The 26,180-nt window shown below is 42.8% G+C and carries 16 protein-coding genes and 1 tRNA gene; 9 read left to right on the top strand and 8 right to left on the bottom strand.

Annotation, left to right across the window (positions count from 1 at the left end):
• Positions 1-14: 14 nt before the first annotated feature.
• The 6 genes from hisB to BLS59_RS03695 form a co-directional block, all read right to left on the bottom strand.
• A complete protein-coding gene (gene hisB / locus BLS59_RS03720) occupies positions 15-1,154 on the bottom strand; it encodes a bifunctional histidinol-phosphatase/imidazoleglycerol-phosphate dehydratase HisB (protein ID WP_205411170.1) in 1,140 nt (379 codons plus the stop codon).
• 43 nt (positions 1,155-1,197) lie between these two features.
• Positions 1,198-2,244 (bottom strand): histidinol-phosphate transaminase, encoded by a 1,047-nt coding sequence (gene hisC, locus BLS59_RS03715; RefSeq protein WP_091144486.1) that lies wholly within the window; start codon positions 2,242-2,244, stop codon positions 1,198-1,200.
• A gap of 107 nt (positions 2,245-2,351) precedes the next feature.
• Positions 2,352-3,635 (bottom strand): histidinol dehydrogenase, encoded by a 1,284-nt coding sequence (hisD, locus tag BLS59_RS03710; protein WP_091144483.1) that lies wholly within the window; start codon positions 3,633-3,635, stop codon positions 2,352-2,354.
• A gap of 71 nt (positions 3,636-3,706) precedes the next feature.
• Complete coding sequence (gene hisG / locus BLS59_RS03705; protein ID WP_091144479.1) at positions 3,707-4,558, bottom strand: ATP phosphoribosyltransferase; 852 nt, start codon at positions 4,556-4,558, stop codon at positions 3,707-3,709.
• A gap of 308 nt (positions 4,559-4,866) precedes the next feature.
• Positions 4,867-6,396, bottom strand: a complete 1,530-nt coding sequence (locus BLS59_RS03700) for a hypothetical protein (RefSeq protein WP_091144476.1) — start codon at positions 6,394-6,396, stop codon at positions 4,867-4,869.
• Between the two features lie 208 nt (positions 6,397-6,604).
• On the bottom strand, positions 6,605-7,096 hold the full coding sequence (locus tag BLS59_RS03695) for a D-glycero-alpha-D-manno-heptose-1,7-bisphosphate 7-phosphatase (protein ID WP_091144472.1): 492 nt from the start codon (positions 7,094-7,096) through the stop codon (positions 6,605-6,607).
• Between the two features lie 429 nt (positions 7,097-7,525).
• On the opposite strand from BLS59_RS03695, the gene gltB reads away from it, so the two are divergent.
• The 4 genes from gltB (at position 7,526) to BLS59_RS03675 (ending at position 15,305) form a co-directional block, all read left to right on the top strand.
• Positions 7,526-12,043 carry a glutamate synthase large subunit gene (gene gltB, locus BLS59_RS03690; RefSeq protein WP_091144469.1) on the top strand — a complete coding sequence of 1,506 codons (4,518 nt, stop codon included), beginning with the start codon at positions 7,526-7,528 and terminating at the stop codon, positions 12,041-12,043.
• 7 nt (positions 12,044-12,050) lie between these two features.
• Positions 12,051-13,529: a glutamate synthase subunit beta gene (locus BLS59_RS03685; protein ID WP_091144466.1), complete on the top strand. Its 1,479-nt coding sequence runs from the start codon at positions 12,051-12,053 to the stop codon at positions 13,527-13,529.
• Between the two features lie 173 nt (positions 13,530-13,702).
• Positions 13,703-14,227, top strand: a complete 525-nt coding sequence (locus BLS59_RS03680; protein WP_091144462.1) for a DUF4142 domain-containing protein — start codon at positions 13,703-13,705, stop codon at positions 14,225-14,227.
• A 73-nt stretch (positions 14,228-14,300) separates the two neighbouring features.
• Positions 14,301-15,305 carry a family 43 glycosylhydrolase gene (locus BLS59_RS03675; RefSeq protein ID WP_205411169.1) on the top strand — a complete coding sequence of 335 codons (1,005 nt, stop codon included), beginning with the start codon at positions 14,301-14,303 and terminating at the stop codon, positions 15,303-15,305.
• Position 15,306: 1 nt separating this feature from the next.
• Here BLS59_RS03675 and BLS59_RS03670 read toward each other — a convergent pair whose 3' ends face one another.
• Positions 15,307-16,509: a DUF763 domain-containing protein gene (locus BLS59_RS03670; RefSeq protein WP_091144459.1), complete on the bottom strand. Its 1,203-nt coding sequence runs from the start codon at positions 16,507-16,509 to the stop codon at positions 15,307-15,309.
• 194 nt (positions 16,510-16,703) lie between these two features.
• On the bottom strand, positions 16,704-18,614 hold the full coding sequence (locus BLS59_RS03665; protein ID WP_091144455.1) for an AMP-dependent synthetase/ligase: 1,911 nt from the start codon (positions 18,612-18,614) through the stop codon (positions 16,704-16,706).
• 566 nt (positions 18,615-19,180) lie between these two features.
• On the opposite strand from BLS59_RS03665, the gene BLS59_RS03660 reads away from it, so the two are divergent.
• From BLS59_RS03660 to BLS59_RS03640, 5 genes are all read left to right on the top strand, one after another.
• Positions 19,181-22,288, top strand: a complete 3,108-nt coding sequence (locus BLS59_RS03660; protein WP_091144453.1) for a SusC/RagA family TonB-linked outer membrane protein — start codon at positions 19,181-19,183, stop codon at positions 22,286-22,288.
• An 18-nt stretch (positions 22,289-22,306) separates the two neighbouring features.
• Positions 22,307-23,656, top strand: a complete 1,350-nt coding sequence (locus BLS59_RS03655) for a RagB/SusD family nutrient uptake outer membrane protein (RefSeq protein WP_091144448.1) — start codon at positions 22,307-22,309, stop codon at positions 23,654-23,656.
• 49 nt (positions 23,657-23,705) lie between these two features.
• The gene (locus tag BLS59_RS03650; RefSeq protein WP_091144444.1) at positions 23,706-24,560 is read left to right on the top strand and encodes a cyanophycinase; all 855 of its coding nucleotides are present in this window, start codon (positions 23,706-23,708) and stop codon (positions 24,558-24,560) included.
• A gap of 151 nt (positions 24,561-24,711) precedes the next feature.
• Positions 24,712-24,782, top strand: a tRNA-Cys gene (locus BLS59_RS03645).
• Positions 24,783-24,812: 30 nt separating this feature from the next.
• The gene (locus BLS59_RS03640; RefSeq protein WP_091144440.1) at positions 24,813-26,174 is read left to right on the top strand and encodes a hypothetical protein; all 1,362 of its coding nucleotides are present in this window, start codon (positions 24,813-24,815) and stop codon (positions 26,172-26,174) included.
• Positions 26,175-26,180: the final 6 nt, after the last annotated feature.

The raw sequence follows: 26,180 nt of genomic DNA, 5'->3' as shown, positions 1-26,180 counted from the left end.
CTGTAAACCGCCCACTACAAAAGTCCCTTTGTACTTGGTAAAACCATCTTATCTACATCACGTTTTACGGCCACTTTTATTGCCTTTGCAAAGGCTTTAAATATAGCTTCAATTTTGTGATGTTCGTTTTGTCCTTCGGCTTTTATATTCAGGTTGCTTTTTGAGGCATCGCTGAATGATTTAAAGAAGTGGTAAAACATTTCGGTAGGTACATCGCCAACTTTTTCACGCTTAAATTCGGCGTCCCAAACTATCCAGTTGCGACCGCCAAAATCAATAGCCGCCTGTGCCAGGCAATCATCCATTGGCAGGCAAAAACCATAACGTTCAATACCCATTTTGTTGCCTAATGCAGTAGCAAAAATCTCGCCCAAAGCAATGCCTGTATCCTCAATAGTATGGTGCTCGTCGATATGCAGATCTCCTTTGGCGGTTATCTCCAGGTCGATGCTGCCGTGACGGGCAATCTGGTCAAGCATGTGATCAAAAAAATGCAGACCGGTTGATATCTTTGCGTTGCCGGTACCGTCAAGGTTTATTTTTATGTAGATATCGGTTTCTTTAGTGGTACGGCGATGCTCAAAAACACGCTCGCCAAGTTTTAAAAACTCGTAGATCTTTTGCCAGTCTGTAGTTTCAAGGGCTATAGTATCTGCAATATGATCAGCTTCGGTAAACTCGCCTCCGCCCAAATTGCTGTGGTTGTTAAGCCAGATGGCCTTTGCACCTAAATTACGACCAAGCAGTACATCGTTCTTCCGGTCGCCAATGGTAAAGGAGCCTTTCAGATCATACTTTTCAGTATCGAAGTATTGGGTTAACAAAGCGGTTCCCGGTTTACGGGTAGGAGCTTTATCTGCAGCAAAGGTACGGTCGATGATCTGGTTAGCGAATTTTACACCTTCACCTTCAAAGGTTTTAAGAATGAAATTATGTACCGGCCAAAAAGTATCCTCTGGATATACCGGAGTTCCTAAGCCATCCTGATTGGTAACCATTACCAGCTCAAAATCAAGTTCCTTGGCTATTTTAGGCAGGTAGGTTAACGCGCCGGGGTAAAACGTAAGTTTCTCAAAGGAATCTATCTGCTCATCCGGTGTTTCGCAGATCATGGTACCGTCGCGGTCTACAAAGAGTATTTTCTGCAGCTTCATTGTGCAATTTTGAATTAGTGAGTTAGTGATTTACCTTGGATGGTTATTTAAACGTTTTCAGGGTATCCAATAAAATCGTATTTTCTTCGGGTGTTCCAACAGTTATGCGTAGGCTGCCCTCGCAAAGCTCAACTTTTGAGCGGTTACGTACAATGATTCCTTTGTTAACAAGGAAATCATAAATGCCATTAGCATCAGTAGTTTTTACAAGGATGAAGTTTGCATCTGAGGGATAAATATCCAGTACAAATTCGAACTCTTTTATGGCAAGCACCAATCTATCGCGCTGCAGCAATGTTTCACGGATCCAGCCGTTCACTTGGTCTACATTGGCTAATGCTTCTAAAGCCAGTTGCTGTGATGATTCGTTGACGTTATAAGGCGGTTTTACCTTGTTCATCACTTCTATAATCTCCTCGCTGGCAAATGCCATACCTATGCGTAAGCCTGCAAGTCCCCATGCTTTGGAAAGCGTTTGCAGCACTACAAGATTAGCATATTCGGTAAGTTCCTGTATGAAAGTTTTTTGACGACTAAAATTTATATAAGCCTCATCAACAATCACCAATCCGTTAAAGTTAGCCAGCAGGGTTTCCACATCTTCGCGGTTAATGGAGTTACCGGTTGGGTTATTTGGCGAACAGATGAAGATGAGTTTAGTGTTTTTGTCGATAGCTTCGGCAATGCCTTCCAGGTTAAGCTGGTAATCTTCGGTAAGTAAAACTTTGCGGGCCTCCACATCATTTATATTTGCCGATACCTGGTACATACCATAGGTAGGAGGAACAATGATCACGTTATCCACACCCGGATTGCAAAAGCTGCGGAATAGAATGTCTATTGCTTCGTCGCTGCCGTTACCAATAAATATATTACGTGCAGGCACACCCTTAATTTCGCTTAAACGCATTTTTACCTTGTATTGCAAGGGATCGGGATAGCGGTTAAACTGCTGATCTAAAGGCGAGCCGTAGGCATTTTCATTGGCATCTAAAAAAACACTTGCCTCGCCCTGGTACTCATCTCGTGCGGACGAATAGGGAGTAAGGTTTTTGATGTTTTCTCTTAGTATATTGTTGATGTTATACATTTCAATCTTAATCTTATTTATGTCATCCTGAGGAACGAAGTATCTATTAACCGATCCTTTATGTTGTAGAATAGATTCTTCGTTCCTCAGAATGACAAACTTTATTATTAACTCTTTCTTATACTCACCGCATTCCTATGCGCGTGCAATCCTTCCATTTCAGCTAAAACTTCAACGGTGTGCCCGATGTTTTGTAAGCCTTCCCTTGTGATGTGCTGAAATGTGATCTTTTTCACAAATGAATCAACAGATACACCTGAGTAAGCCCGCGCATAGCTGCTGGTTGGCAGCGTGTGATTGGTGCCCGATGCATAGTCGCCGGCACTTTCCGGAGTTAAATTTCCAAGGAAAACCGAACCCGCATTTATTATTTTATCTGAAATCTGTGACCAGTTTTCTGTGGCCAGTATCAGGTGTTCAGGCGCATATTTGTTGCTAAACTGCATTGCGTTATTCAAATTATCTGTTACGATAATGTAAGAATTATCCAAAGCCAACTGTGCAATTTCGGCACGGGGCAATACGGGCAATTGTTTTGCAATTTCGGCCAATGTTGCATTCGCAATATCAGTAGATGTACACACCAGAACCGATTGACTATCGATACCATGTTCGGCTTGTGCCAGCAGATCGGCAGCTATATAAGCCGGATTGGCGGTTTCATCGGCAATCACCAAAACTTCTGAAGGGCCGGCGGGCATGTCAATTGCTGTTGTAGTGGTTGATTGTATAATGGTTTTAGCCTTGGTTACAAACTGGTTACCCGGGCCAAATATCTTATCAACCTTTGTAATGCTTTCGGTACCATAGGCCATAGCGGCTATAGCCTGCGAGCCGCCCACAAGGTAAATCTTATCTATACCCAACAGCAGTGCCACATAAGCTATAAATGCGTTAACCTTACCACTTTTTTGCGGCGGCGAACAAACCACAATTTCATGACAGCCAGCAAGTCTCGCCGGGATACCGAGCATCAAAAAAGTACTTGGCAACACGGCAGATCCGCCGGGAATATACAAACCAACTTTTTCAATAGGCCTTATCTCGCGCCAGCAGGTAACGCCAGGCATGGTTTCAACCCTGTCTTCAGTTTTTAGCTGTGTTTCGTGGAACTTATAGATATTATTATAAGCTGTTTCCAGGGCCAGCTTTTGCTCGGCGGTTATGGTTTTAGCCAGTTCTTCCAGTTCAGGTTTATCAAGGTAAAGCTTGGTAAGTGTTACCTTGTCGAATTTTTGGGCATAATCCAGCAAGGCATTATCACCGTGTTGTTGAACATTATCTATAACCTCTTCAACAATTGCACGGATCTCATTTGCCGGATCTATATTACGCTGAACCAGTTGCCCGATTTCGGCGGTAGAAAGTTCTGAATAGTTGTATAGTTTCATTTCAGGTTTCTGTGATGGGGTTTGTGTGGTCGGAAACTTCAGTCAACACACCTCACAAACCGGGCCTCCGATTACAATATTATTTTTTCAATAGGCATTACTACAATGCCTTGTGCGCCTGCTTGTTTTAGCTGGCTTATCCTGTCCCAAAAATCACGCTCGGGGATAACGGTGTGTACGGCCACCCAGTTATCTTCGGCCAATGGAATTACTGATGGGCTTTTTACGCCCGGCAATAAAGCTAATACCGCATCAAGGTTATATTTTTGAACGTTAAGTACTACGTATTTAGTTTCCTTAGCACGTAAAACAGATTGTATACGTTGAATCAACTCCTGAACCAGATCGTTATTTTCAACAGACTTGCTACCAATTAAGACCGCTTCTGACGACATAACATCGGCAAAAGGTTTCAGTCCATTACTTTTTAATGTGCCGCCGGTAGAAACCAGATCGCAAATGGCATCGCTTAAACCCAGACCCGGTGAAATTTCAACCGATCCTGAAATGGTACGGATATCTGACTGGATGCCTTCTTTTTTAAGGAATTTGCCTAAAATAACAGGGTAGGTAGTTGCAATGGCTTTGCCGTTAAGATCGGCAAGGGAAGCGATATCATTATTGTTTGGCACTGCTATTTTAAGCGAGCATTTACCAAAACCCAAACGCTGCAGGTAGCTTACTTCAACTTCGGTTTCCTGGATCACGTTTTCGCCAACAATACCCAGATCGGCAATACCATCCTGAACATATTCGGGAATATCATCATCACGAAGGAAAAGAATTTCAAGGGGAAAGTTTGATACCGGGGAGATGAGCGAGCTTTTGTAATTTTCAAAATTAAGACCGCAATTTTTTAGTAATTCAACAGATTTTTCGTTGAGACGACCAGATTTCTGGATCGCTATTTTAAGTGTTTTCAAAAGATTGAGTTTAAGGAACTATAATAAAAAAGAATATAAACGGAGGCTGTTATTTCGCGTAGAAACATACATATTAACTGATCACCACATGGTGGTGATGCAGATGAAGATGATGTAGTGCGATACCGTTCATTTTTATATAGTGAAACTATAGATTAGCTGGCGCAAATATAGCCAGTTGTTTTTTAAATCAAAATTTATATAATAAAATTATATATAAGTACTTATGTATATTAAAAAATATTTAGTAAGTTTTATTGAAAAATAGGGTTGGTTTTAGAATTAAATTTTGTTCAAGACATCCTTATTTAGTTCTTTCCCATATCCTCATCATATTCATATATTCCACCCTCATCGCCAAAATCCTTTATCTTATGCAGGTTTTTAGCTTTTTGAATATCTTTAAGATTGATGAGCTCGGGGTTTTCTAACCGGTTAAACCAAATAAGATAAAAACGCTTGAAAGTATAAAATTTAGCCACGTCCTTTTTAAAGAAACGGTGTGGCACCAGGTATGATGACATACCCGAAAAGAAGTAAACGGCTTCATGCGCATCTGTATAAATGGTAACTTTCGGGTCGAACTGGGTTTTATCGATGTGTTTAAGATAATCGGCAAAGTCCGAATCTATCCAGCTTTCGTCAGAGTAACCGGGATTGCCGTATTCGTCCCTAACCTGATCATTATAACGGGCTTTATCAATAAGATATTCTTTCGTAATAAACCCCAGCATCAGTATTATAAAAACGGCACCTGCAATGCGGCGGGTATTTGTATTCGCAATCTTCTTTAAGATGAGCAACGCCCAGCTTGTATAGCCCCAAAGTGCAGGAATGTAAATAGGGGCAAGCAAACGGTGGTTAATACGTTCGTACCTCGAAAATGTAGAGGACACAACAATAAACAACCCGTAAATCAAAGCAAAGGTAATGGCCAGGTTTTCAAAACTATCCAGCTTACGACGGTAGTAATTGTAAGCCAGTGCGGCTATAAATCCGCCGAAAATAATTATAGCCAGCGGGATAGACATCCAGTATTGATTTGGGGTAAGTCCCATCCAATCGCAAACTACATTGCCAAAGTAGTATAGGTTTTTGCCAAACGATGTAATAGATGGTTCACGCGGCCCCGTTGTAGTGCCCGACATAAACGCGTTAAGTACCAGGTTACTTACCAGTAATGAAATGCAAACAAAGCCGTATATGATGATGTGTACTATCTTTTTCTTTAATGGTAAAACCCTATCCAACAGTAGCAATAAGCCACCAGTGCCCACAATGGTTACCGCGGCATAGCGTGTTACGCAGGCAACAGCAGCAATTAAGGCAGCCGCAACCAAGGCTTTTACCGTATGTTTTACCAGGTACTGCCTAAACGCGACCAGGAAAAACAAGGTTTCGAGGATAAACAAAGTTTCAGACCATAGGTAGGAGTATACCTGCAGCAAAGCCGGACTAAGTATAATAGCTACCAGTATAAGCCATTTATATATGCGGGAGGCAGGTACAAACCTTTGCATGATCCATCCAGCGGTATATATTAATGTGGCAAACATTAACCCGTTTAGTATGGCTCCAAATACGGTAGGGTCGATACGGGTGATAAACATGATAGTACCCAAAAACATGGGGTAAAATACAGGGAAATCAACAATAGGTATATGATTGAAGGTTTGCAGCGTACCGTTTGCATTCAAACTTCGGGCAGCGCTTGTATACATAATGGAATCGGGCGAGATGCCGATACCACTGTATTTGCAAAATAACTGTATAGCAACAAACCCAATTACTGCGGCAATAAAGGTGTCGTAGTTTTTAAAATATCGGTTTAGTTGCATATAGTGGTTTTATGGTATTATAGTGGTAAAAGTTGTATAGACGAAAAAAGTTTTAAAAATAAAACAAATCGCCGTTTGCCATCTGTGGTAGAAATTAAAATATATAGAGTTTATCATTGCGAGGTACGAAGCAATCCCATAAACAAAGCTCGATACTTTTCCTGTGAGATTGCTTCGTTCTTCGTAATGACAATAAACATACTTAAACTTAATCAATCAAATCCAGCACTGTACTTATCGGCTGGTCGCTGTCAATTAATATGCCTTTTACACCTGCAGCTGTTCCCGCTTCCACATCGCGTTCACGGTCACCTATAAAATAAGATAGGGCAGGGTCAATGTTATATTTAGCTATACCTTGTAAAAGCAGACCTGGCTTTGGCTTACGGCAATCACAATCGCCGGTAAAATTTGGATGATGCGGGCAGTAAAAAAAATCAGTAATTTCTACGCCGTGCTGTTGATAAACCTCTTTCAGGTGATTGTGCATTTTTGCCAGTTCGTCTTCAGTATACCAACCCTTGGCTAATCCACCCTGGTTGGTGGCCACCAATAACATGTAGCCTTTGTCTTGCAAGGTTTTAAGGGCATCAAAGTTATCAAGTACATGGAAGTCTTCAAAGCGACGTACATAGTCGCCCATTTCCTGGTTTAATACTCCATCACGATCTAAAAAAACGGCTTTAATTTTTGCTGGCATCAATCTTTATTTTTTGACGAAGGTAAGAAAATTTAGAAAGTGCATAGTTAATAGTGTGTAGTTCCTATATAATGTATATAAAAACCATCGATTTAATATGTCGGTACAAATGGTGCAATAGATTGATTTGAAAGTGTAATTATTACACCAAAATGTCGCCAAATTTTATTCTGTTATAAAAAGGTTTACCGCTTATATAAATGATAAGCGCTTGGTCTGTGCAACTTTATACCGATTCTAAATAATATTTTTATATAATTCATTTTGTTAATCATAATAAATGTTTCTTTTTATTAACAAAATGTTAAATAAATATGATGTAAATAATTGATTTTTTAGAAATCTTTAAAAATCTTCATAAATTTTATAATTTCTTTTGATATCAGTAACTTCGTCATTACACCATTTTATAAAACGGTTTAATTTACAATGAATCAAACTGAGAGCCACCAGGGCCTTTACAGGCCAGAATTTGAACACGATTCCTGCGGAACTGGATTTATAACCAATATTAATGGGCATAAAAGTAACCAGATAATTGATGACGCGCTTACCATGCTTGAAAACATGGAACACCGCGGCGCTTGCGGATGCGACCCCGAAACCGGCGATGGAGCTGGTATTTTAATACAGTTACCCCATGAATTTTTCATGGAGGAATGCTCAAACCTGGAGATCAGCCTGCCGGAGCCCGGCGAGTATGGCGTAGGTATGATATTTTTCCCGAAAGATTCGGCTGCGAAAAAGGCATGTCGTATTGTTATTACCAATGCTATTGAAAAATTAGGTCTTCATAAATTAGGCTACCGTAAACTTACGGTTGATTCAATGGCAGTTGGCGAAACAGCCCGCCAGGCCGAACCGGATGTAGAGCAGATTTTTATTTCCCGCCCGCACCACATTACCAACGCCGATGATTTTGAGCGTAAGCTGTTCATATTACGCAGGTATATTAATAAAACCATTACCGAAACTATCCCGGCAGCGGCAGAGCATTTTTATTTTACCTCGCTATCCTGCAAAACTATTGTTTACAAGGGGCAGGTAACTACCTATCAGCTGCGTAAATATTATTCAGACCTTACAGATCCGCGTATTGCGTCTGGCTTTGCCATGATCCACTCGCGTTTCTCAACCAATACATTTCCATCATGGAAACTGGCTCAGCCTTTCCGCTTAATTGCGCATAACGGCGAGATCAATACCCTTACAGGTAACCTTAACTGGTTCTATTCGGGCTTAAAATCATATGCGTCGGCCTATTTTACTGCCGATGAGATGGAAATGATCATGCCGGTGATAGATAACAACCAGTCAGATTCGGCCTGTTTGGATAACATCATCGAAATTCTTTTACACTCCGGCCGTTCATTGCCGCACGTAATGATGATGCTGATCCCTGAAGCATGGGATGGTAACGAGCAGATGGACCCAGTTAAGAAAGCATTTTACGAATACCACGCTACCTTAATGGAGCCCTGGGATGGTCCTGCCGCTATCAGCTTTACCGATGGTAAACTGGTTGGCGCCGTGTTAGACAGGAATGGTCTACGTCCTTTACGTTATGTTATAACCAACGATGGTCGTGTTATTGCCGCATCTGAGGCCGGTACGTTGACTATTGATGAAAGCACGATAGTGCGTAAAGGCCGTTTACAGCCGGGTAAAATGCTGCTTATCGATACCGAAAAAGGCAGGATCATCACCGATGATGAAATAAAGAAACAAATTAGCTCGCAGCAGCCTTATGGCCGCTGGTTAGAGAACTATAAAATTAACCTGAGCGAGCTTACCGAACCGCGTTTAGCGTTCGCAAGCCTTTCAGAAGCATCTGTATTCCGCTATCAGCAGGTATTTGGTTACAGCCGCGAGGATATCGATACCATTATTAAGCCAATGGCTGTTGATGGTAAAGAGCCTATAGGATCTATGGGTACAGATGTGCCTTTGGCTATCCTGTCTGATAAACCACAACACCTTTCAAGCTATTTTAAACAATTCTTTGCGCAGGTTACCAACCCGCCTATAGATCCTATACGCGAGCGTTTGGTAATGAGTCTTGCTACCTTTATAGGTAACAACGGCAACCTGCTTGACGAGGATAAAATGCACTGCCATTGTGTGGTTTTAAAGCACCCGATCTTAAAAAATCACCAGCTGGAAAAATTGCGCAGTATTGATACCGGACTTTTCCATGCCAAAACACTGCAAACCTATTTTGTAGCCGATGGTATGCCGGGCTCGCTGGAAAAAGGGATAGCCAGGCTTTGCCGTTATGCCGAAGACGCTGTTGATGACGGTTTCGAAGTATTGATCCTTTCAGATCGTGCGGTTGACTCTGAGCATGCGCCAATCCCAACTTTGCTGGCTGTATCTGCTGTACATCACCATTTGATCAAAAAAGGCCGCCGTGGTTCTGTTGGTCTGGTTGTTGAAACAGGTGATGCCTGGGAAGTTCACCATTTTGCCTGCTTGCTGGCCTTTGGTGCTACTGCAATTAACCCATACCTCGCTTTAGCTACTATTGAAACAGTTAAAAATAACGGCAGTTTAGAAACCAGCTACGATCTTAAAAAACTGCAAAGCAACTACGTAAAATCTGTAAATGATGGTTTGTTGAAGATCTTCTCAAAAATGGGGATATCGACACTACAATCATACCACGGTTCGCAGGTATTTGAAATATTAGGCTTAAATAAAGCTGTAGTTGATAAGTATTTCTCAGGAGCTGTTACCCGCATAGGCGGTTTAGGCCTTGATGAAATTGCCCGGGAGGCATTGTGTAAACACCGTATGGGCTTTAATGCCAAAGGCGGTGATAATTTACTGCCCGAAGGCGGTATTTACCAATGGAAACGCAGGGGCGAAGCGCACTTGTTTAACCCAACTACGGTTCACTTGTTACAGCACGCTACCCGCAGTAATGATTATGCTGTATATAAAAACTACGCCAAAGTAATTAACGAGCAGGGCGAAAAGCATTTCACTATTCGTGGTTTACTTGATTTTGCCCATCACCGCGAAGCTATCAGCATTGATGAGGTTGAACCGGCCGAAAATATCATGAAACGCTTTGCAACAGGCGCTATGTCTTTCGGTTCTATCTCTCACGAGGCGCACAGCACAATGGCTATTGCCATGAACCGTATTGGCGGCAAAAGCAATACCGGCGAAGGTGGCGAGGATGAAATGCGTTATGAGCAAATGGCCAACGGCGATTCTATGCGCTCGGCTATTAAGCAAGTGGCATCTGCACGTTTTGGGGTAACATCAAACTACCTTACCAATGCCGATGAACTACAAATAAAAATGGCGCAGGGTGCAAAACCGGGCGAAGGTGGGCAGCTGCCGGGCCATAAGGTTGATGATTGGATCGCTAAAACCCGTCACTCAACGCCGGGCGTAGGTTTAATTTCGCCGCCACCTCACCATGATATTTACTCTATTGAGGATCTGGCTCAATTAATATTTGATTTAAAGAACGCTAATCGCACGGCACGTATCAACGTTAAGTTGGTATCGAAAGCAGGTGTTGGTACTATAGCAGCCGGTGTTGCCAAAGCACACGCTGATGTGATCCTTATTGCCGGATATGATGGTGGTACAGGTGCATCGCCAATAAGCTCTGTAAAACACGCCGGTTTACCTTGGGAGCTTGGTTTAACCGAGGCTCACCAAACACTGGTACGCAATAAATTACGCAGTCGTGTGGTGTTGCAAACTGATGGTCAGTTAAAAACTGGTCGCGATTTGGCAATTGCCTGTTTAATGGGCGCCGAGGAGTGGGGTGTTGCAACAGCCGCGTTAGTTGCCGGTGGTTGTATCATGATGCGTAAGTGTCACTTAAATACCTGCCCGGTAGGTGTTGCCACGCAAGATCCTGAATTAAGGAAACTGTTTAGCGGTAAGGCAGATCACGTGGTTAACCTGTTCCGCTTTATGGCCGAAGAGTTACGCGAGATCATGGCCGAACTTGGTTTCCGCACCATTAATGAAATGGTAGGCCGTGTTCAGTTCCTGAAAGTTAAAGACAACCTGCAAAGCTGGAAAGCTAAAAAGATCGATCTGTCGGGCATTTTGCACCCGGTTACCAATACCAAAGGCATGACGCTTTATAACAGTGAAAGCCAGGATCATGGTATGTCCGAGATCATCGACTGGAAATTATTGGAAAGCGCTAAAGCAGCACTTGAAGATAAAACCCCGGTTTTTGCATCTTTCGATGTTATTAACGTTAACCGTACTATTGGTACGCTGTTATCAAACGAAATCTCTAAAATATACGGATCGGCAGGATTACCCGATAATACTATCAACTACAAATTCAAAGGTTCTGCCGGACAAAGCTTCGGTGCATTTGCCACCAAAGGTATTTCCTTTGAGTTGGAAGGTGAAGCCAATGACTATGTAGGTAAAGGTTTATCTGGCGCGCAACTGGCTATTTATCCTGCTCAAAATGCAACTTTTGCACCACAGGATAATATCATTATTGGTAACGTAGCCCTTTACGGAGCTACATCGGGCGAGCTTTTTGTTGGCGGTATGGCCGGCGAACGTTTCGCGGTACGTAACTCCGGTGCAACCACCGTTGTTGAGGGTATCGGCGATCACGGTTGTGAGTACATGACCGGTGGCCGCGCGCTTATCTTGGGCCAAACAGGCCGCAATTTCGCAGCAGGTATGAGCGGCGGATTAGCATGGATCTATAACCCTGAAAACAACTTTGCCGAAAATTGCAATACCGAGATGGTTGACCTTGATCCGCTATCGTTACAGGATGAAGAGCAAATAAAGGGATTGCTGAAAAAACACATCAGCTTAACCGGCAGCAAGCTTGCACAGCAAATACTTACAAACTGGGCAGAAGCATCTACACAATTTGTTAAAGTGTATCCAAAAGAGTATAAAAAAGTAGTAGAGAAGTTACAATATCAAACAATAGGCTAAATTTCAGATGGGAAAACCAACAGGATTTCAGGAGTTTAACAGGGAATTACCAACCAAGGTTCCCGCTACTGAACGCGTAAAGAACTATAACGAGTTTGTGAATTTATATACCGACGAGAAGCTTAATCAGCAATCGGCCAGGTGTATGAATTGCGGTATCCCTTTTTGCCATTCGGGATGTCCGCTGGGTAATATAATCCCTGAGTTTAACGATGCGGTGTATCGTAAAAACTGGGAAGAGGCCTACCATATTTTATCGTCAACAAATAACTTCCCTGAGTTTACAGGCCGTATTTGCCCTGCACCTTGCGAATCGGCATGTGTGTTGGGTATCAACAAGCCAGCCGTAGCTATTGAGGAAATTGAGAAACATATTATTGAAATAGCTTACCAGAAAAATCTGGTAAAACCTACCGCTCCGTTAATTAAAACCGGTAAAAAAGTAGCCGTAGTAGGTTCTGGCCCGGCTGGATTAGCTGCTGCAGCTCAGCTTACAAAGGTTGGTCATGCGGTAACCGTTTATGAACGCGATGACAAACCAGGAGGTTTATTACGTTACGGTATCCCCGATTTTAAATTAGAGAAATGGGTTATCGAGCGCCGTATAGAGGTAATGGAGAAAGATGGTGTTGTGTTTAAGCTGAACAGCGAAGTTGGTAAAAACGTAGCTGCTGATGAGCTTTTACGTAACAACGATGCCGTAGTATTGGCTGGAGGCTCAACCATTCCGCGTAACCTTAATATCCCTGGCCGTGAGTTAAAAGGCATCCATTTTGCAATGGACTTTTTAAAGCAGCAAAACAAACGTGTAAGCGATATTGGCTTTGACGCCGAAGATATTTTAGCCACAGGCAAAGACGTAGTAGTTATTGGCGGTGGTGATACCGGCAGCGATTGCGTGGGTACATCAAACCGTCAGGGTGCCGCATCGGTAAAACAATTTGAGGTGATGTTTCAGCCACCGGCACAGCGCACCAAGCATATGCCTTGGCCAACATTCCCGATGGTGCTGAAAACAACCAGCTCACACGAAGAAGGCGCAGACCGTTTCTGGGGAGTTAACACGCTTGAGTTTTTAGGCGATGCCGATGGAAACCTGAGAGCATTAAAGGTAGTTGATGTAGAGTGGGAGCAGGATTTTATGGGCCGCCCCGTTAAGTTCCACACAGTGGAAGGTTCGGAACGTGAAATTCCTTGTCAGCGTGTGTTCTTGGCCATGGGTTTCTTAAACCCGCAGTTTGATGGTTTACTTGCTCACTTAAATGTTGAGCTTGATGAGCGCAAGAACGTTAAAGCCAAAGAAGGCGTGTACCGTACTAACGTTAGCAAAGTATTTGCCGCCGGCGATATGCGCCGTGGCCAGTCGCTGGTAGTGTGGGCAATATCCGAAGGCCGTGAAACCGCCCGTAAGGTAGATGAATTTTTAATGGGCCATTCTGTACTGGAAAGTAAAGATGCCGTTAACCAGTTCGACCAAGTATTTTAGTTAAATTATAAATCCAAATGTGTTAACCACCTTGTGTATTGCAAGGTGGTTTTTTTTGTGGAATAATATCGGTATGAACATAATCAATGGTCCTGTTAATTTATTTATAATGCTTTGGGAAACTACCTGGCCTGTTTTTTGTTAAACCTAAACAAAACAATAAATATTTTAAGATGAAGCGAATAATGGGTTTGTTTTTGGGTTTAATAGCCTTGGTTTCGATACAATCATGTGAGAGTAACAGGAAAGCGAATAATTATAACGGGGTTGCCACTGATAACACCAACGTGCAATTCGTTAAAAATGCTGCAGAGTTAAGTATGACCAATGTTAAGGCTTCGGGGTTAGCCATATCCAATTCAAAGAATCAGCAGGTTGTGCAGTTTGCAAAAGCGATGATAACCGATTATACACAGCTTAATGATGAACTTAAAAAACTAAAACTGGATACCACAGCCGTTGACACCATTGTTGGTGAACACCAGTTGATTTTAGATAGCCTTGGGATGTTACATGCAGCGCAATTTGACAAATCCTACATGCAATTGATGATATCAAATCATGAAAAACAGGTGTCTTCATTTAGAGCCGCCAGTCAGGATAAAAATACACCTGTTGCCGATTTTGCCAAGAAAATTACTCCTGCTTTAAATGTACGCCTTGATTCGGCCAGGGTTATCAATAACAGCTTAAAATAGATTTTACAAAAGTAGCCTCGGCAGTATAAACCCCATAGTGTTTTTATTAAATTGCGCGTAAATATTTTACCGTATGATGCGCCATTTAACAAAAAAGTTTGCCTTTCTTTTATTTTTTACGCTGCTTAGTTACTCCCAACAAGTAGTGGCCCAGGATATTATTAAACCAGGCGAACTTTGGCCCGATAACAACGGTAACCACGTACAGGCACACGGTGGCGGTATCATTAAAGTTGGAAAGCTTTATTATTGGTTTGGCGAGTACCGTGCAAAAGATAACGATCCAACTAAGCGTTACGTTGGCTGCTATTCCTCACCAGATCTTACCAATTGGACTTTCAGAAATAAGGTTATCAATACTGGTGACCCGGCAGATTTTGGTAACAATTTTGTAATGGAGCGGCCAAAGGTTTTCTACAATAAAAAAACTAAAAAATTTGTAATGTATCTGCACATGGATAGTGGCAATTACCAGGCTGCTCGAGTTGGTGTTGCCGTTTGTGATAAGGTAGATGGAGATTATAAATACCTTACAAGTTTTCGTCCGCTGGGCGAGCAAAGCAGGGATATAGGCCAGTTTATTGATGATGATGGTTCGGCTTACCTTATTTTTGAAGACAGACCTCACGGCTTTCACATCGCAAAACTTTCTGACGATTATCTGAGTATCGAGAAAGAAGTGTGCCTTATAAAAGCATCCCTTGAGGGAGGTGCCGTTGTGCATTATAATGGCTTGTATTACGCCATAGGATCGGCGCTAACCGGTTGGGGTGCAAATCCTAATAAATATGCAACTGCTACATCTTTAAGCGGCCCATGGTCGGAGTTTAAGGATATTGCCCCGCCCGAAACCAATACGTATAACTCACAGTCAACTATGATGTTAAAAGTGGTAGGCACTAAAACCACTACGGTAATATTTATGGCCGACCAATGGAGGCCCAATGCCCAATGGGATTCGCGCTACTTGTGGATGCCACTGCAAATAGGTGATGGTAAACTTGTATTACCAAAACCGCAGCCTTGGAAGATCAATGTAAAAACAGGGGAATGGGCGTATGTAAATGAAACTAAGTAGACTAAAATAACTTTAATTGTTGCTGGGTAGGTGGCTTTGCCTTACCCATAACCGTACGGCCGCCATATTTCCATGAATCTTCGCGTTCTTTGGCTATTACTTGGTCGAAATTGGCATTCGGGGTAAAATCTTTCTCGGCATTTTCTGCTATTTTATGCAGGCGCTTTATGGCTTCATTTTTTTCAGACAAACCCATTTTAGCTTTATAAACAGCATTTTGTAAGGTGCCGATGGTTTCGTCATAAACGTTAACAGGTACCGGGAAAGGGTGCCCATCCTTACCACCGTGAGCAAAGGAAAATCTTGCCGGGTCTTTAAATCTTGATGGCGTGCCGTGGATAACTTCGCTTACCAATGCCAGTGATTGAAGGGTACGCGGGCCCAAGCCCTGTAACAATAGTAGCTCTTCAAAATCGGCGGGTTGTTTTTCGTGCGCCAGCCATAATACGGCACCCAATCTTTTCAGATCAACATCCTTAGCCTTAACTTCATGGTGATTAGGCATAACCAGTTTGCCTATCTCGCGGATCATCGTTTCCGGGTTTTCGGCAGCTATTTGCATTACGCCATTCCTGGAACCACCGGCTTGTTTATCGGCCATATTGAGTATTAGCCCGGTATTTTTCCCGTAGATAGAAGTATGAGGATCATCTACAAAAGATGTAAGCTGCTCCGAATGCCAATGATATCGCCGGGCCGTGCTGCTGGCATCGCTCATACCTTGTTGCACTACGGCCCATTTGCCGGTATCACTTAAAATAAAATTATGTGTATAAAGCTGAAAGCCATCCTGTATGGCGGTATTATCAACCTTGGCGCTTAGTTTGCTGCATTTTACAAGATAGTTACCATCAAGGCCAGTGCTTTCGCTTATTTTCATAAGTTCGGCAGGGGTTTGTTTGGAATGTTTGCCCTTGCCGCCGCAAATGTAAATGCCCAATTCGCGGCTATGTGGGTTAATAGCCCGCTTTAAAGCCCCCATTACCGAGGTAGTAATACCCGACGAATGCCAATCCATCCCCATAACGGCTCCCAAGCTCTGAAACCAAAACGGATCGCTCAGGCGGCGTAGTACTTCGTCCTTACCATAGTCGAGCACAATATTTTCTACTACGGCCAAGCCTAGCTTAGCCATACGCTCGGCAAGCCATTGTGGCACATAACCGTAATGTAAAGGCATATCGGCACTCCCAGATCGTTTCATGCTAACAAAGTTAGTAAAATTTGCACGATTTAAGGATTTTGCAGGATTGACAGGTTTTTTTGTGATAGGAATTTATCTGAACTATGATTTTCTTGATTTTGCATTTTGCTTAAATCACATTAATCTTACGATCATATAAATCCTGGTTCAGACAAAAACACATTTTCAAATCTTCAAATTCTCAAATCTTCAAATCAATCCACCTCAACTTCGCCTAAGTACATGGCATCAATATCAGCGGCGTATTTTTTCTCAATCACTTTACGTTTGGCTTTCATGGTGGGCGTTATCTCTCCCTCTTCCATGCTGAATGGGTTGCGTTTTACCTTGAAAGCCTTTATACGCTCGAATTTAGCAAGTTCGTTGCTGTATTTGCGGATATCCTGACCAATCCATTCTATAATTTCCTTATCATCTACAAATATATCCGGGTTTTCAAAAAACTCATTTTTAAGTCCGAAGGTTTCCTGCAAGGTTTCTTTGCCTGGGATTACGATGGCGGTAATATATTCGCGTTTGTCGCCTACCAAAAAGATCTGTTCAATTTTAGGGCTTTTCAGATAAGTGTTCTCTACCGGCGTGGGGTAGATGTTTTTACCGTAAGCATTTACCAACATGTTTTTAAGGCGATCAGTAATTTGCAGGTTTCCGCGAAAAAAGCGACCGATATCGCCCGTGTGGAACCAGTTATCGGCATCAATAACAGTAGCTGTTTCCTCGGGTTTGTTCCAGTACCCTTTCATTACGCAATGCCCGCGCACAATGATCTCGCCTTCTTCAGATAGCAGATCTTCCTTAAAAGTATCGTGGGTTTGTATGGTATAAATTTCTTTGGTATCAATGTTTTGGATAGCCACCTCAATACCCGGTATAATGCGGCCCACAGTGCCATAAATAACCCTATGGCGCTCGGTAACGGCCATAACTGGCGACGTTTCTGTAAGCCCGAAACCTTCCAGTATGGTAATCCCCAGATCGCCGAAAAATTCGCCTATGTTTTTTGGTAACGCGCCACCGCCCGATACCATGAATTTTAATCGACCGCCGGTTTTTGCCTTTATTTTGCTGAATACCAGTTTCTCAGCAATCTTTTGTTCGGTACTTAGGATAATATTTGGTGTTTTGCCGGCCTCCTGTACTATGCGGTATTTTTTACCGATCTCCAGCGCCCATGAAAATATTTTTGTTTTAATGCCGCCTGCCGACATCCCATTTTTAATGGCTTTATCATGTATGCGCTCCAATAAACGCGGTACGCAGCATAAAATGGTAGGCTGCATTTCTTCCATATTTTTTGCCAGTAGTTCCAGGCTTTGGGCAAAAGCAATTTGCGAACCTGTATAAATGGCTATATGGTATATAGTGCGCTCAAATACGTGTGATAGGGGCAAAAACGACAAGAACCTATCTGTTTTTTCTACATAAGGAATTTGGATAAGGCTGTTGGTTACGTTTTCGGTAAGGTTATAGTGCGTAAGCATTACACCTTTTGGTATGCCGGTGGTGCCCGATGTATAAATAAGGCATGAAATATCTGTAGCTAAGATGGCCTCGCGGGCTGCGTTAATTGCCGGGCGGTATTGTTCAACTAAACTAAGGCCTTCGCTGATTACCTGGTTTAAGCCTACTACGCCTGCATTAAGTGCTATCTTATCGCTAAACTTTTCAAAATCTTCAAAGGCGGGTATAATGCGGATAAGCTCGGGGCAGTTATTGGCAATTTTAAGTACTTTACGAAATAGGAAAGGAGTACCTGCGATGATGGTTTTAGCACCAGAATCATTCAAGATATATTCCATCTCACTTTCGGTAAGGGTGGGGTAGATGGACGTATTTATAGCACCTATCTGCTGCAGGGCCTGGTCGTAATAAACATAATTGGGGCCATTTTCAATAATAAGGGAAAGGCGATCGCCTTTTTGAATGCCAAGGTTAAGTAACCAGGCCGATATAGCATCGATCTTTTCAAGGGCTTCGCCGTAGCTTATTTCTACCCAGGTGTCTTTAACCTTATGAATTAAAAAAGTATGATTTAATGGGTGAATATTGGCTACCGTGTTGCGTATAAACGATGGAACGGTTGATAGGTTGCTGGCCTTGCTCATTAAGTGGTAATTGGTTTTATGAACCTCAAACTTATGTTTTTTAAGCCTAAAATTAAAATGAATTATCGGGATAATGAAGCTGCGTAATAGTAATTGCAGGATTGCTTCTGTAACAAGTTTTATACATTAAATATATTTTGTCTATGGATTTGGTAGTCTTTAAATTAATTTATATGTTTGTCGCGTCAAAAAGAAATATACGAAGTGATGAAAACTTCCGAGAGCGGATCAACAGAATTTAAAAACAACAATACAATGCTATCCTCATGTAAAGCATTTGTCATGTGCTGTTGTTGCATGTGGGCCATTCTTTAAGTATTAAATTCCCTTTTCAGGTACAGTCGTTTTGCAAGTAACGGCTTCAGAAAATTAAAAAAGTCAATAGCTTTTAATGGTATTACTATGTTAATAAAATCCCCTAAAATGAAATAATTACATGTACAAAAAACCGGCAAGGAAGCCTTGCCGGTTTTTATTTGGAAAGATCAGATACGTAACGCCAATCACTCACTGACCTTCCATCAAGTTTTACGAACAATAAATTATTAATAAAACCTGTTAAATATATGGAAATATCTATCCATGCCTTTCCTTTTTATAAAAAGCTGCTTAAGCTCATTATACTACTTTCGGTTCCCTTAATATCAATGGCGCAAACCGAGCCACCGCCAACCATTAATTCACACCTTAACGGCGTAGTACTTGATGCTGCTTCTAAAGAACCATTAGTAGGTGCCGGTGTACTTATACTGGGTACAACACATTCGGTATCAACAGATCGCGATGGTAAATTTTCTTTTGTAACGGGCCAAAAGTTTCCGTACACCCTGGTAATTACCTACATAGGGTATGAAAAGCAAGAATTTGTAGCAAACGGAAGCCCAGTGCAAATTTTACTGAAAGAATCTGTTAAATCATTAAACGATGTGGTAGTTGTTGGTTACGGTACGCAAAGCCGCAAATCGCTTACCGGTTCTGTAACAACGGTAAATGCCGATGAAATAAAAAACCGGCCGGTTGCAAGTTTCGATCAGCAATTACAAGGTAAAGCCTCTGGTGTACAGGTATCTGCAGGTACAGGTATCCCTGGCGATGGTTTGTTTTTTCGCATCCGTGGCAGTACGTCCATCAATGCGGGTAATGATCCCTTATACGTGATAGACGGTGTATTTATCAATAGCCAGTCGTTGCAAAAAATAACCACGCAGGGGCAGGCAAATAACCCACTTGCCGATATTAACCCTGCAGATATTGAAAGCATCAGTATATTAAAAGATGCAGACGCAACCGCTATATATGGTGCCCGTGCCGCCAATGGAGTGGTGCTCATCACCACCAAACGAGGCAAATATAATACAGCACCAAAAGTTAGCTTCAATACCTATTTCGGCGCGGCTAAAGCACCTAAGCTTTGGGACCTGGTTACCGGCCCGGAACATGCTGAATTGGTTAACGAACTTTACCGAAACACCGAAGCCGAGGCTATAGCTACCGGCAACACCGCTGCTATAAATACCTATAAAAATCTTCCGTTCAGGGCTTTAACAGATAACCCTACAGGTACACCCGCTGCCCGCGGCTTACCGCAGGATCAGCCTACTTATGATCGTTTGCACGATGTGTTCCGTACCGGCTTTATTCAAAATTACGATGCTTCGGTTACGGGTGGTAACGATAAAACCCGCTATTATGTGGGCGGTGGTTACAACAGCCAGCAGGCCGATCTGAAAACTAATGATTATCGTCGCGCCAGCTTTAAATTTAACCTGGATCAAAAGATAAGCGATGTGTTTAGTATTGGTACAAGCTCGTTATTGTCGCAATCATACCGTACAAATGCACGTGTGGGCGATGGTCCGCAGGGTGGTATTTTGCAATCGGCGCTGCATACGCCAACGTATTTACCAAAGGTAAATGCCGATGGTAGCCCGGCCAAATGGGCTGGGTTTGATAACCTTGATGTGCTGATCAACAATACCAATATGCACTCTAAAAGCACTCGGTTAATCAGTAATATTTATGTGGATGCCAACATTACACACGATTTAAAGTTCCGTTCGAGCTGGAGCGTTGACTATAATACTTACGACGAATACCAGTACTGGAACAGCCTCACCAACCTTGGGGCGGCCAATCATAACCTGGGTACATCAAGTTTAAGTACTTCATCTACCTGGACAAATGAGCAAACCTTAACCTACAACAAAGTATTTGGTAGCAAAAATTATTTTACGGCCTTGGTAGGTAACTCGGTGCAGGGTAGGGTGAATTCGCAAACCCAGGCACAGGGTACCAATTTTCCGAATGACTCTTTTCAGCAGATTGCGTCGGCAGCTACTACTACCGGTACATCAAACCAAAGCAAAAATAACCTGTCCTCATTCTTTTCAAGGGTAGCTTATAACTATGCAGGCAAGTATTTTATCGAAGGTAATTTAAGGGCCGATGCATCATCCAAATTTGGTAAAGATCACCGCTGGGGATATTTCCCATCGGCGGGTGTAGCTTGGCAGGCCAAGGAAGAGGGTTTTTTAAAGAATGTATCTTTCCTGAGTAACCTTAAAATTCGCGGTAGCATAGGTTTAACAGGTAACCAAAATGGTATTCCAGATTTTGCCTCAAGGGGGCTATGGTCTGCGGGCTATAACTATCAGGATAACCCGGGTACGCAGCCATACCAGCTTGCCAATCCCGATTTGAAATGGGAAACCACCCGCCAGATAAACCTGGGCTTAGATGCCGGGTTTTTCAACAGCCGCTTGAATTTAGAGTTCAACGTGTATGATAAATATACCACCGGCCTGTTGCTTAATCTGCCGTTAGCCTTAACATCGGGCTATGCATCTATCATCAAAAATGCAGGTGAAATGAGCAATAAAGGCTTCGAAATCACCATCAATAGTACTAATATCAAACAGGAGGATTTTACCTGGCAAACAAGTTTAAACATATCACGCAATATTAATAAGATAGAAAAATTACCTATACCTATTGACGCTTCTTACGCCACCGTACGGATGGTGCAAGGATACAGCATGAACTCCTTCTTTGTATACAAACAGCTTTATGTTGATCTGCAGGATGGTAACCCTGTGTACCAACATGCAGATGGCACCACAGGTAAAACCGTAACTGCTGCCGATAAGGTTATTGATGGTAACGGTTTGCCAAAATTCTTCGGGGGCTTTAACAATACGGTTAATTACAAAGGTTTTGATTTAAGTGTGTTTTTCAACTTTGAATACGGCAATAAGGTATATAATAACAATGCTTACTTCTTAGAAGGCGGCGGTACCCGCGATGACCGTAGGGCAATGGATACCTATCAGCTTAACCGCTGGACAACGCCCGGTCAGGTTACTGATGTGCCACGCTTAACCGCTTTAGGTACAAATTATACCCTAAGCCCGGTTAGCCGCTTTATTGAAAACGGATCGTTTTTGAGGCTGAGCAACGTAAACCTTGGCTATACGCTACCTAAGTTAATCGCCGAGAAGATCAAAGCATCATCCGTGCGTATTTACGTGAGTGGATCAAACCTTTGGTTGCTGACTAAATACAAGGGCCCGGATCCTGAGATCAATGTAACTGCCGATGCCAATGTACAGGGTTATGATTTAGGCACGCCGCCAATACCACGCACCTTACAGGTTGGCGCAAACATCACCTTTTAATTATTTAACAGCTTAAAGATGAAAAAATTACTCTATATAATTCCATTGTTTGCCTTGCTTGCATCCTGCAATAAATTCCTGGATGTGCAGCCTCAGCAGCAGGTAGATGAATCACAGGCCATTACCAATGCCGCCAGCGCAGCGACAGCCGTAAATGGTTTATACAACGCGCTTGGTAACGATAATTATTATGGTTCCAACTTTCCGGCCATATCCTACCTGTACGGTGGCGATGTAGTGTGGACAGGTTCGCAGGCCGCCCCGCAGGAGATTTCGGCCCACAAAACAACTGCTTATAACAGTTATATCGGTTCGGCATGGGGAGCAATTTATAAAACCATACTATCGGCCAATTACATTTTAGAAGCGGTGCCAAAGATCAGCGATCCGCTTTTTGTTACGGCTACTAAAAATCAATATTTAGGCGAAGCCTATGCAGCGCGCGCATTATCCTACTTTGACCTGGCACGTGGCTGGGGCGGAGTACAGCTTATACTAACACCAACCCATACACCAAGCGATCATGCAGGTATTAAACGCAGTACGCTTGCAGATACTTACGCACAGGTTTTGAGTGATCTGAACACAGCCGAAACACTTTTGCCGGCAACAACCAATCGTAACCGTTTTACCCAAAAAACAATATGGGCGCTTAAAGCAAGGTTTTACCTGTACAACAAACAATGGGCGCTTGCCGAGCAATATGCTACCAAAATCATAGGCGATAATGCCAATTACAGCCTCATTGGCCCTTACAGTTCGTTTTTTGCAAACAATGCGGTAGCTACCCCCGAATCTATATTTGAAATCGCTTACAGCGTATCTTTTAAAAACACACATAGCACATGGTTTTTACCACCTGCATTGGGCGGCAGGAGAGAATGGTCGCCGTCGTCAACGCTGGTTTCATTGTTGAATAATCCGGCTGTGGGTGGCAACAGGAGCGCACTGATAGCGCAAACCGCGCCTCCGGGTAATTTATGGTATGGTAAATTATATTACCGTAATCCCCTGGGTACCGATCCGGCTTATGTTATTCGCCTTGCTGAGCTTTACCTTATCCGTTCGGAAGCGCGTGCCCAGCAGGATAATAACTTTGATGCGGCGGTTGCCGACCTTGTTAGCGTACGTACCCGTGCCGGTGTTACATCCGCAGCTCCAACATCAAAAGCCGACCTGTTAATTGCTATTGATGCCGAAAGACAAGTAGAGTTTCCTTTCGAAACCGACCGCTGGTTTAACCTGGTACGCCGGGGCAAGGTTGCCGATGCACTGGGCATAACCGATGTAAACAAATACCTGTTCCCGATACCTGCAAGTGAGTTGCTGGCCGATCCGGGAAATCTTGATCCTAACCCTGGTTATTAATCAAAAAAACATAAATCGCATGAAAAAGATCACTCATTAACTTTTAGCATTGTTTATTGCAGGTACCGCTTCGGTATCTGCACAAACTGCAAACCCCGTAGGGCCAGAAAAAGGTTCGCTGGTTATTGTTGGCGGTGGTAACGTTGGTCCCGAGATATGGGCCAGGTTTGTTGAACTTGCCGGCGGTGCCAATGCCAGTATCATTTACGTGCCTACAGCCGGTGATGATTCTACAATAGTAAAAAATAACAATACCGTTAAAAAGCTACAGGAACTTGGCGTTAAGAGTGTAACCACTTTACACACCCGCGACCCTAAAGTTGCCAACACCGATAAATTTGTAGAACCAATCCGTAAAGCCACCGGTGTTTGGTTTGAGGGTGGCCGCCAATGGAAAATTGCCGATGCTTATTTGGGTACGCTTACCCAAAAGGAATTTAAAGCGCTGCTTGATCGCGGCGGGGTGATCGGCGGTACATCTGCCGGGGCAACTATCCAGGGTTCGTACCTGTTTCGTGGCGATACCAAGGGCAATACCGTTTTAGTAGGCGACCATATCCAGGGATTAGATTTTATTCATAACGTAGCCATAGATCAGCACATCCTTAAACGTAATCGCCAGTTTGATCTGTTGAGCTTTATCAAAACCCGCCCGGATCTTTTGGGTATCGGTATAGATGAAAGCACCGCGATAGTGGTTCATCAAAATAATTTTGAAGTGATAGGCGCATCTTACGTTGCCATTTACGATGCCAACAATTTTGCCGGCACTGTGAAAAATATTTCCAGCGACTCTGGCAATAACGGGCCATTTTATTACCTGAAAAAAGGTGAAAAATTCGATCTGCTAAACCGTAAAGCATTGATAGAGAAACCTGCTGCAAAACCGGCGGCGAGTAATTAAATGAAAGACAAGCAGCGAGGGCTGTGCGATTCCCCTCTTGAGAGGGGGGAGGGGTGTGTTTATTGGTGAAGCCAAGGCAGAAACACATCTCTCCAACGCACTATCCCACCGCGCCCCCTCACAAGAGGGGAACTAAGAAAACAAACAACAAAGCCGGGTGACTGAGTGGCTAAGTGCGGGTCTGCAAAACCCTTTACGGCAGTTCGAACCTGCCCCCGGCGTCATAAATTACCACCATAAACAAACCAAACAATGAATGCACTACAAGGATCATTATCCAACGATGATTGGAAAGGATACGAAAAGTGGGCTTTTCGCATTTTTTCAATTTATTTTTTTCTTCAGGCAGTACCGCTCGATTGGAAGTTTTATCGTAACCTGTTTTCCATAAATTGGTTACACCTGCGCTTTAGCGACATATTTTACATCAGCAGATACACGCCACAGATTTTCACCAAAGGTTCTGCTACCGGATGGGGTTTAAATACTTATGCTGATTGGCTGGTTCTGCTATTCATAGCTATCGTTGGCGCAATTATCTGGAGCTACAGGGATAAAACTGTAACTAACTACGATAAGTTGTATTACTGGATAAGAATAATAGTGCGTTACCGTTTGGCCATAGGCATCATTGCTTATGGGTTTATTAAGTTTTTTCCATTGCAATCGCCATATCCGTCGATCAGCAATCTGAATACCCATTACGGCGAATTTAGCCGCTGGAAACTGTTTTCGCTAAGCCTGGGCATTGTTCCTAATTATGAGTCGTTTTTAGGCTTGGTGGAGATATTTGCTGGTTCGTTATTATTTTTCCGGAAAACATCAACCATTGGTGCGCTGCTGGTGGTTATTTTTACAGGGAATGTGTTTATGTCTAACCTCGCTTATGAAGGTGGGGAAGCCATTTACAGCCTATATCTGATCTCATTAGGTTTGTTTTTATTAATCTTTGATTTGGTGCGGTTGTTTGTTCTGATAGGGTTGGAGCGCCCCGTACAACCCGGCAGGTTCAGACCAACTTTTACCGCAACTTTAAAACGGAACAGGCTTGTTTTAAAAACGATTTTCATTTTCTTTTTTGTGTTTTTATACGGCTATAAAACATGGTCGGCATACCATCATGATGTATATCAATATCCACAAACTGCGGGTTTGAAAGACGCTGCCGGATACTACGACGTTAGTGAATTTAAGATTAACAGCGCCTCGTTACCTTACTCGGCTACGGATACCACAAGGTGGAAAAATGTTGTTTTTGAGAAATGGGCAACTATTAGCATTGGCACTAATAAATCTATTAAAATAGATTCGGCGGTAACCGAAGAAATTAACGACAAGGATGCCGAGCGCAGTTATGAAGAGGCTGGCTCAATTGGCAGGCAATATTACAGCTACCGTGTTGATGAGGCTAACCAGTCGCTCATTCTCCAAAATAAAAACCATAATTATCCTGGTGATAAACTGGTGCTGCATTTCACCAAACCGAATGACAATGATCTGATATTAACAGGATTAAACGGCAGGGATTCGGTTTATGCTGTTTTGAACAAGGTAGATAAGAAATACCTGATAAAAGAAGCGGCCGCAGGGCGTAACAAGGCCATTAAATTATAACCTTAA

It is taken from the genome of Mucilaginibacter pineti, from assembly GCF_900101875.1.
GTDB lineage: Bacteria > Bacteroidota > Bacteroidia > Sphingobacteriales > Sphingobacteriaceae > Mucilaginibacter > Mucilaginibacter pineti.
This window is presented reverse-complemented; position numbering and strand designations above follow the sequence as displayed.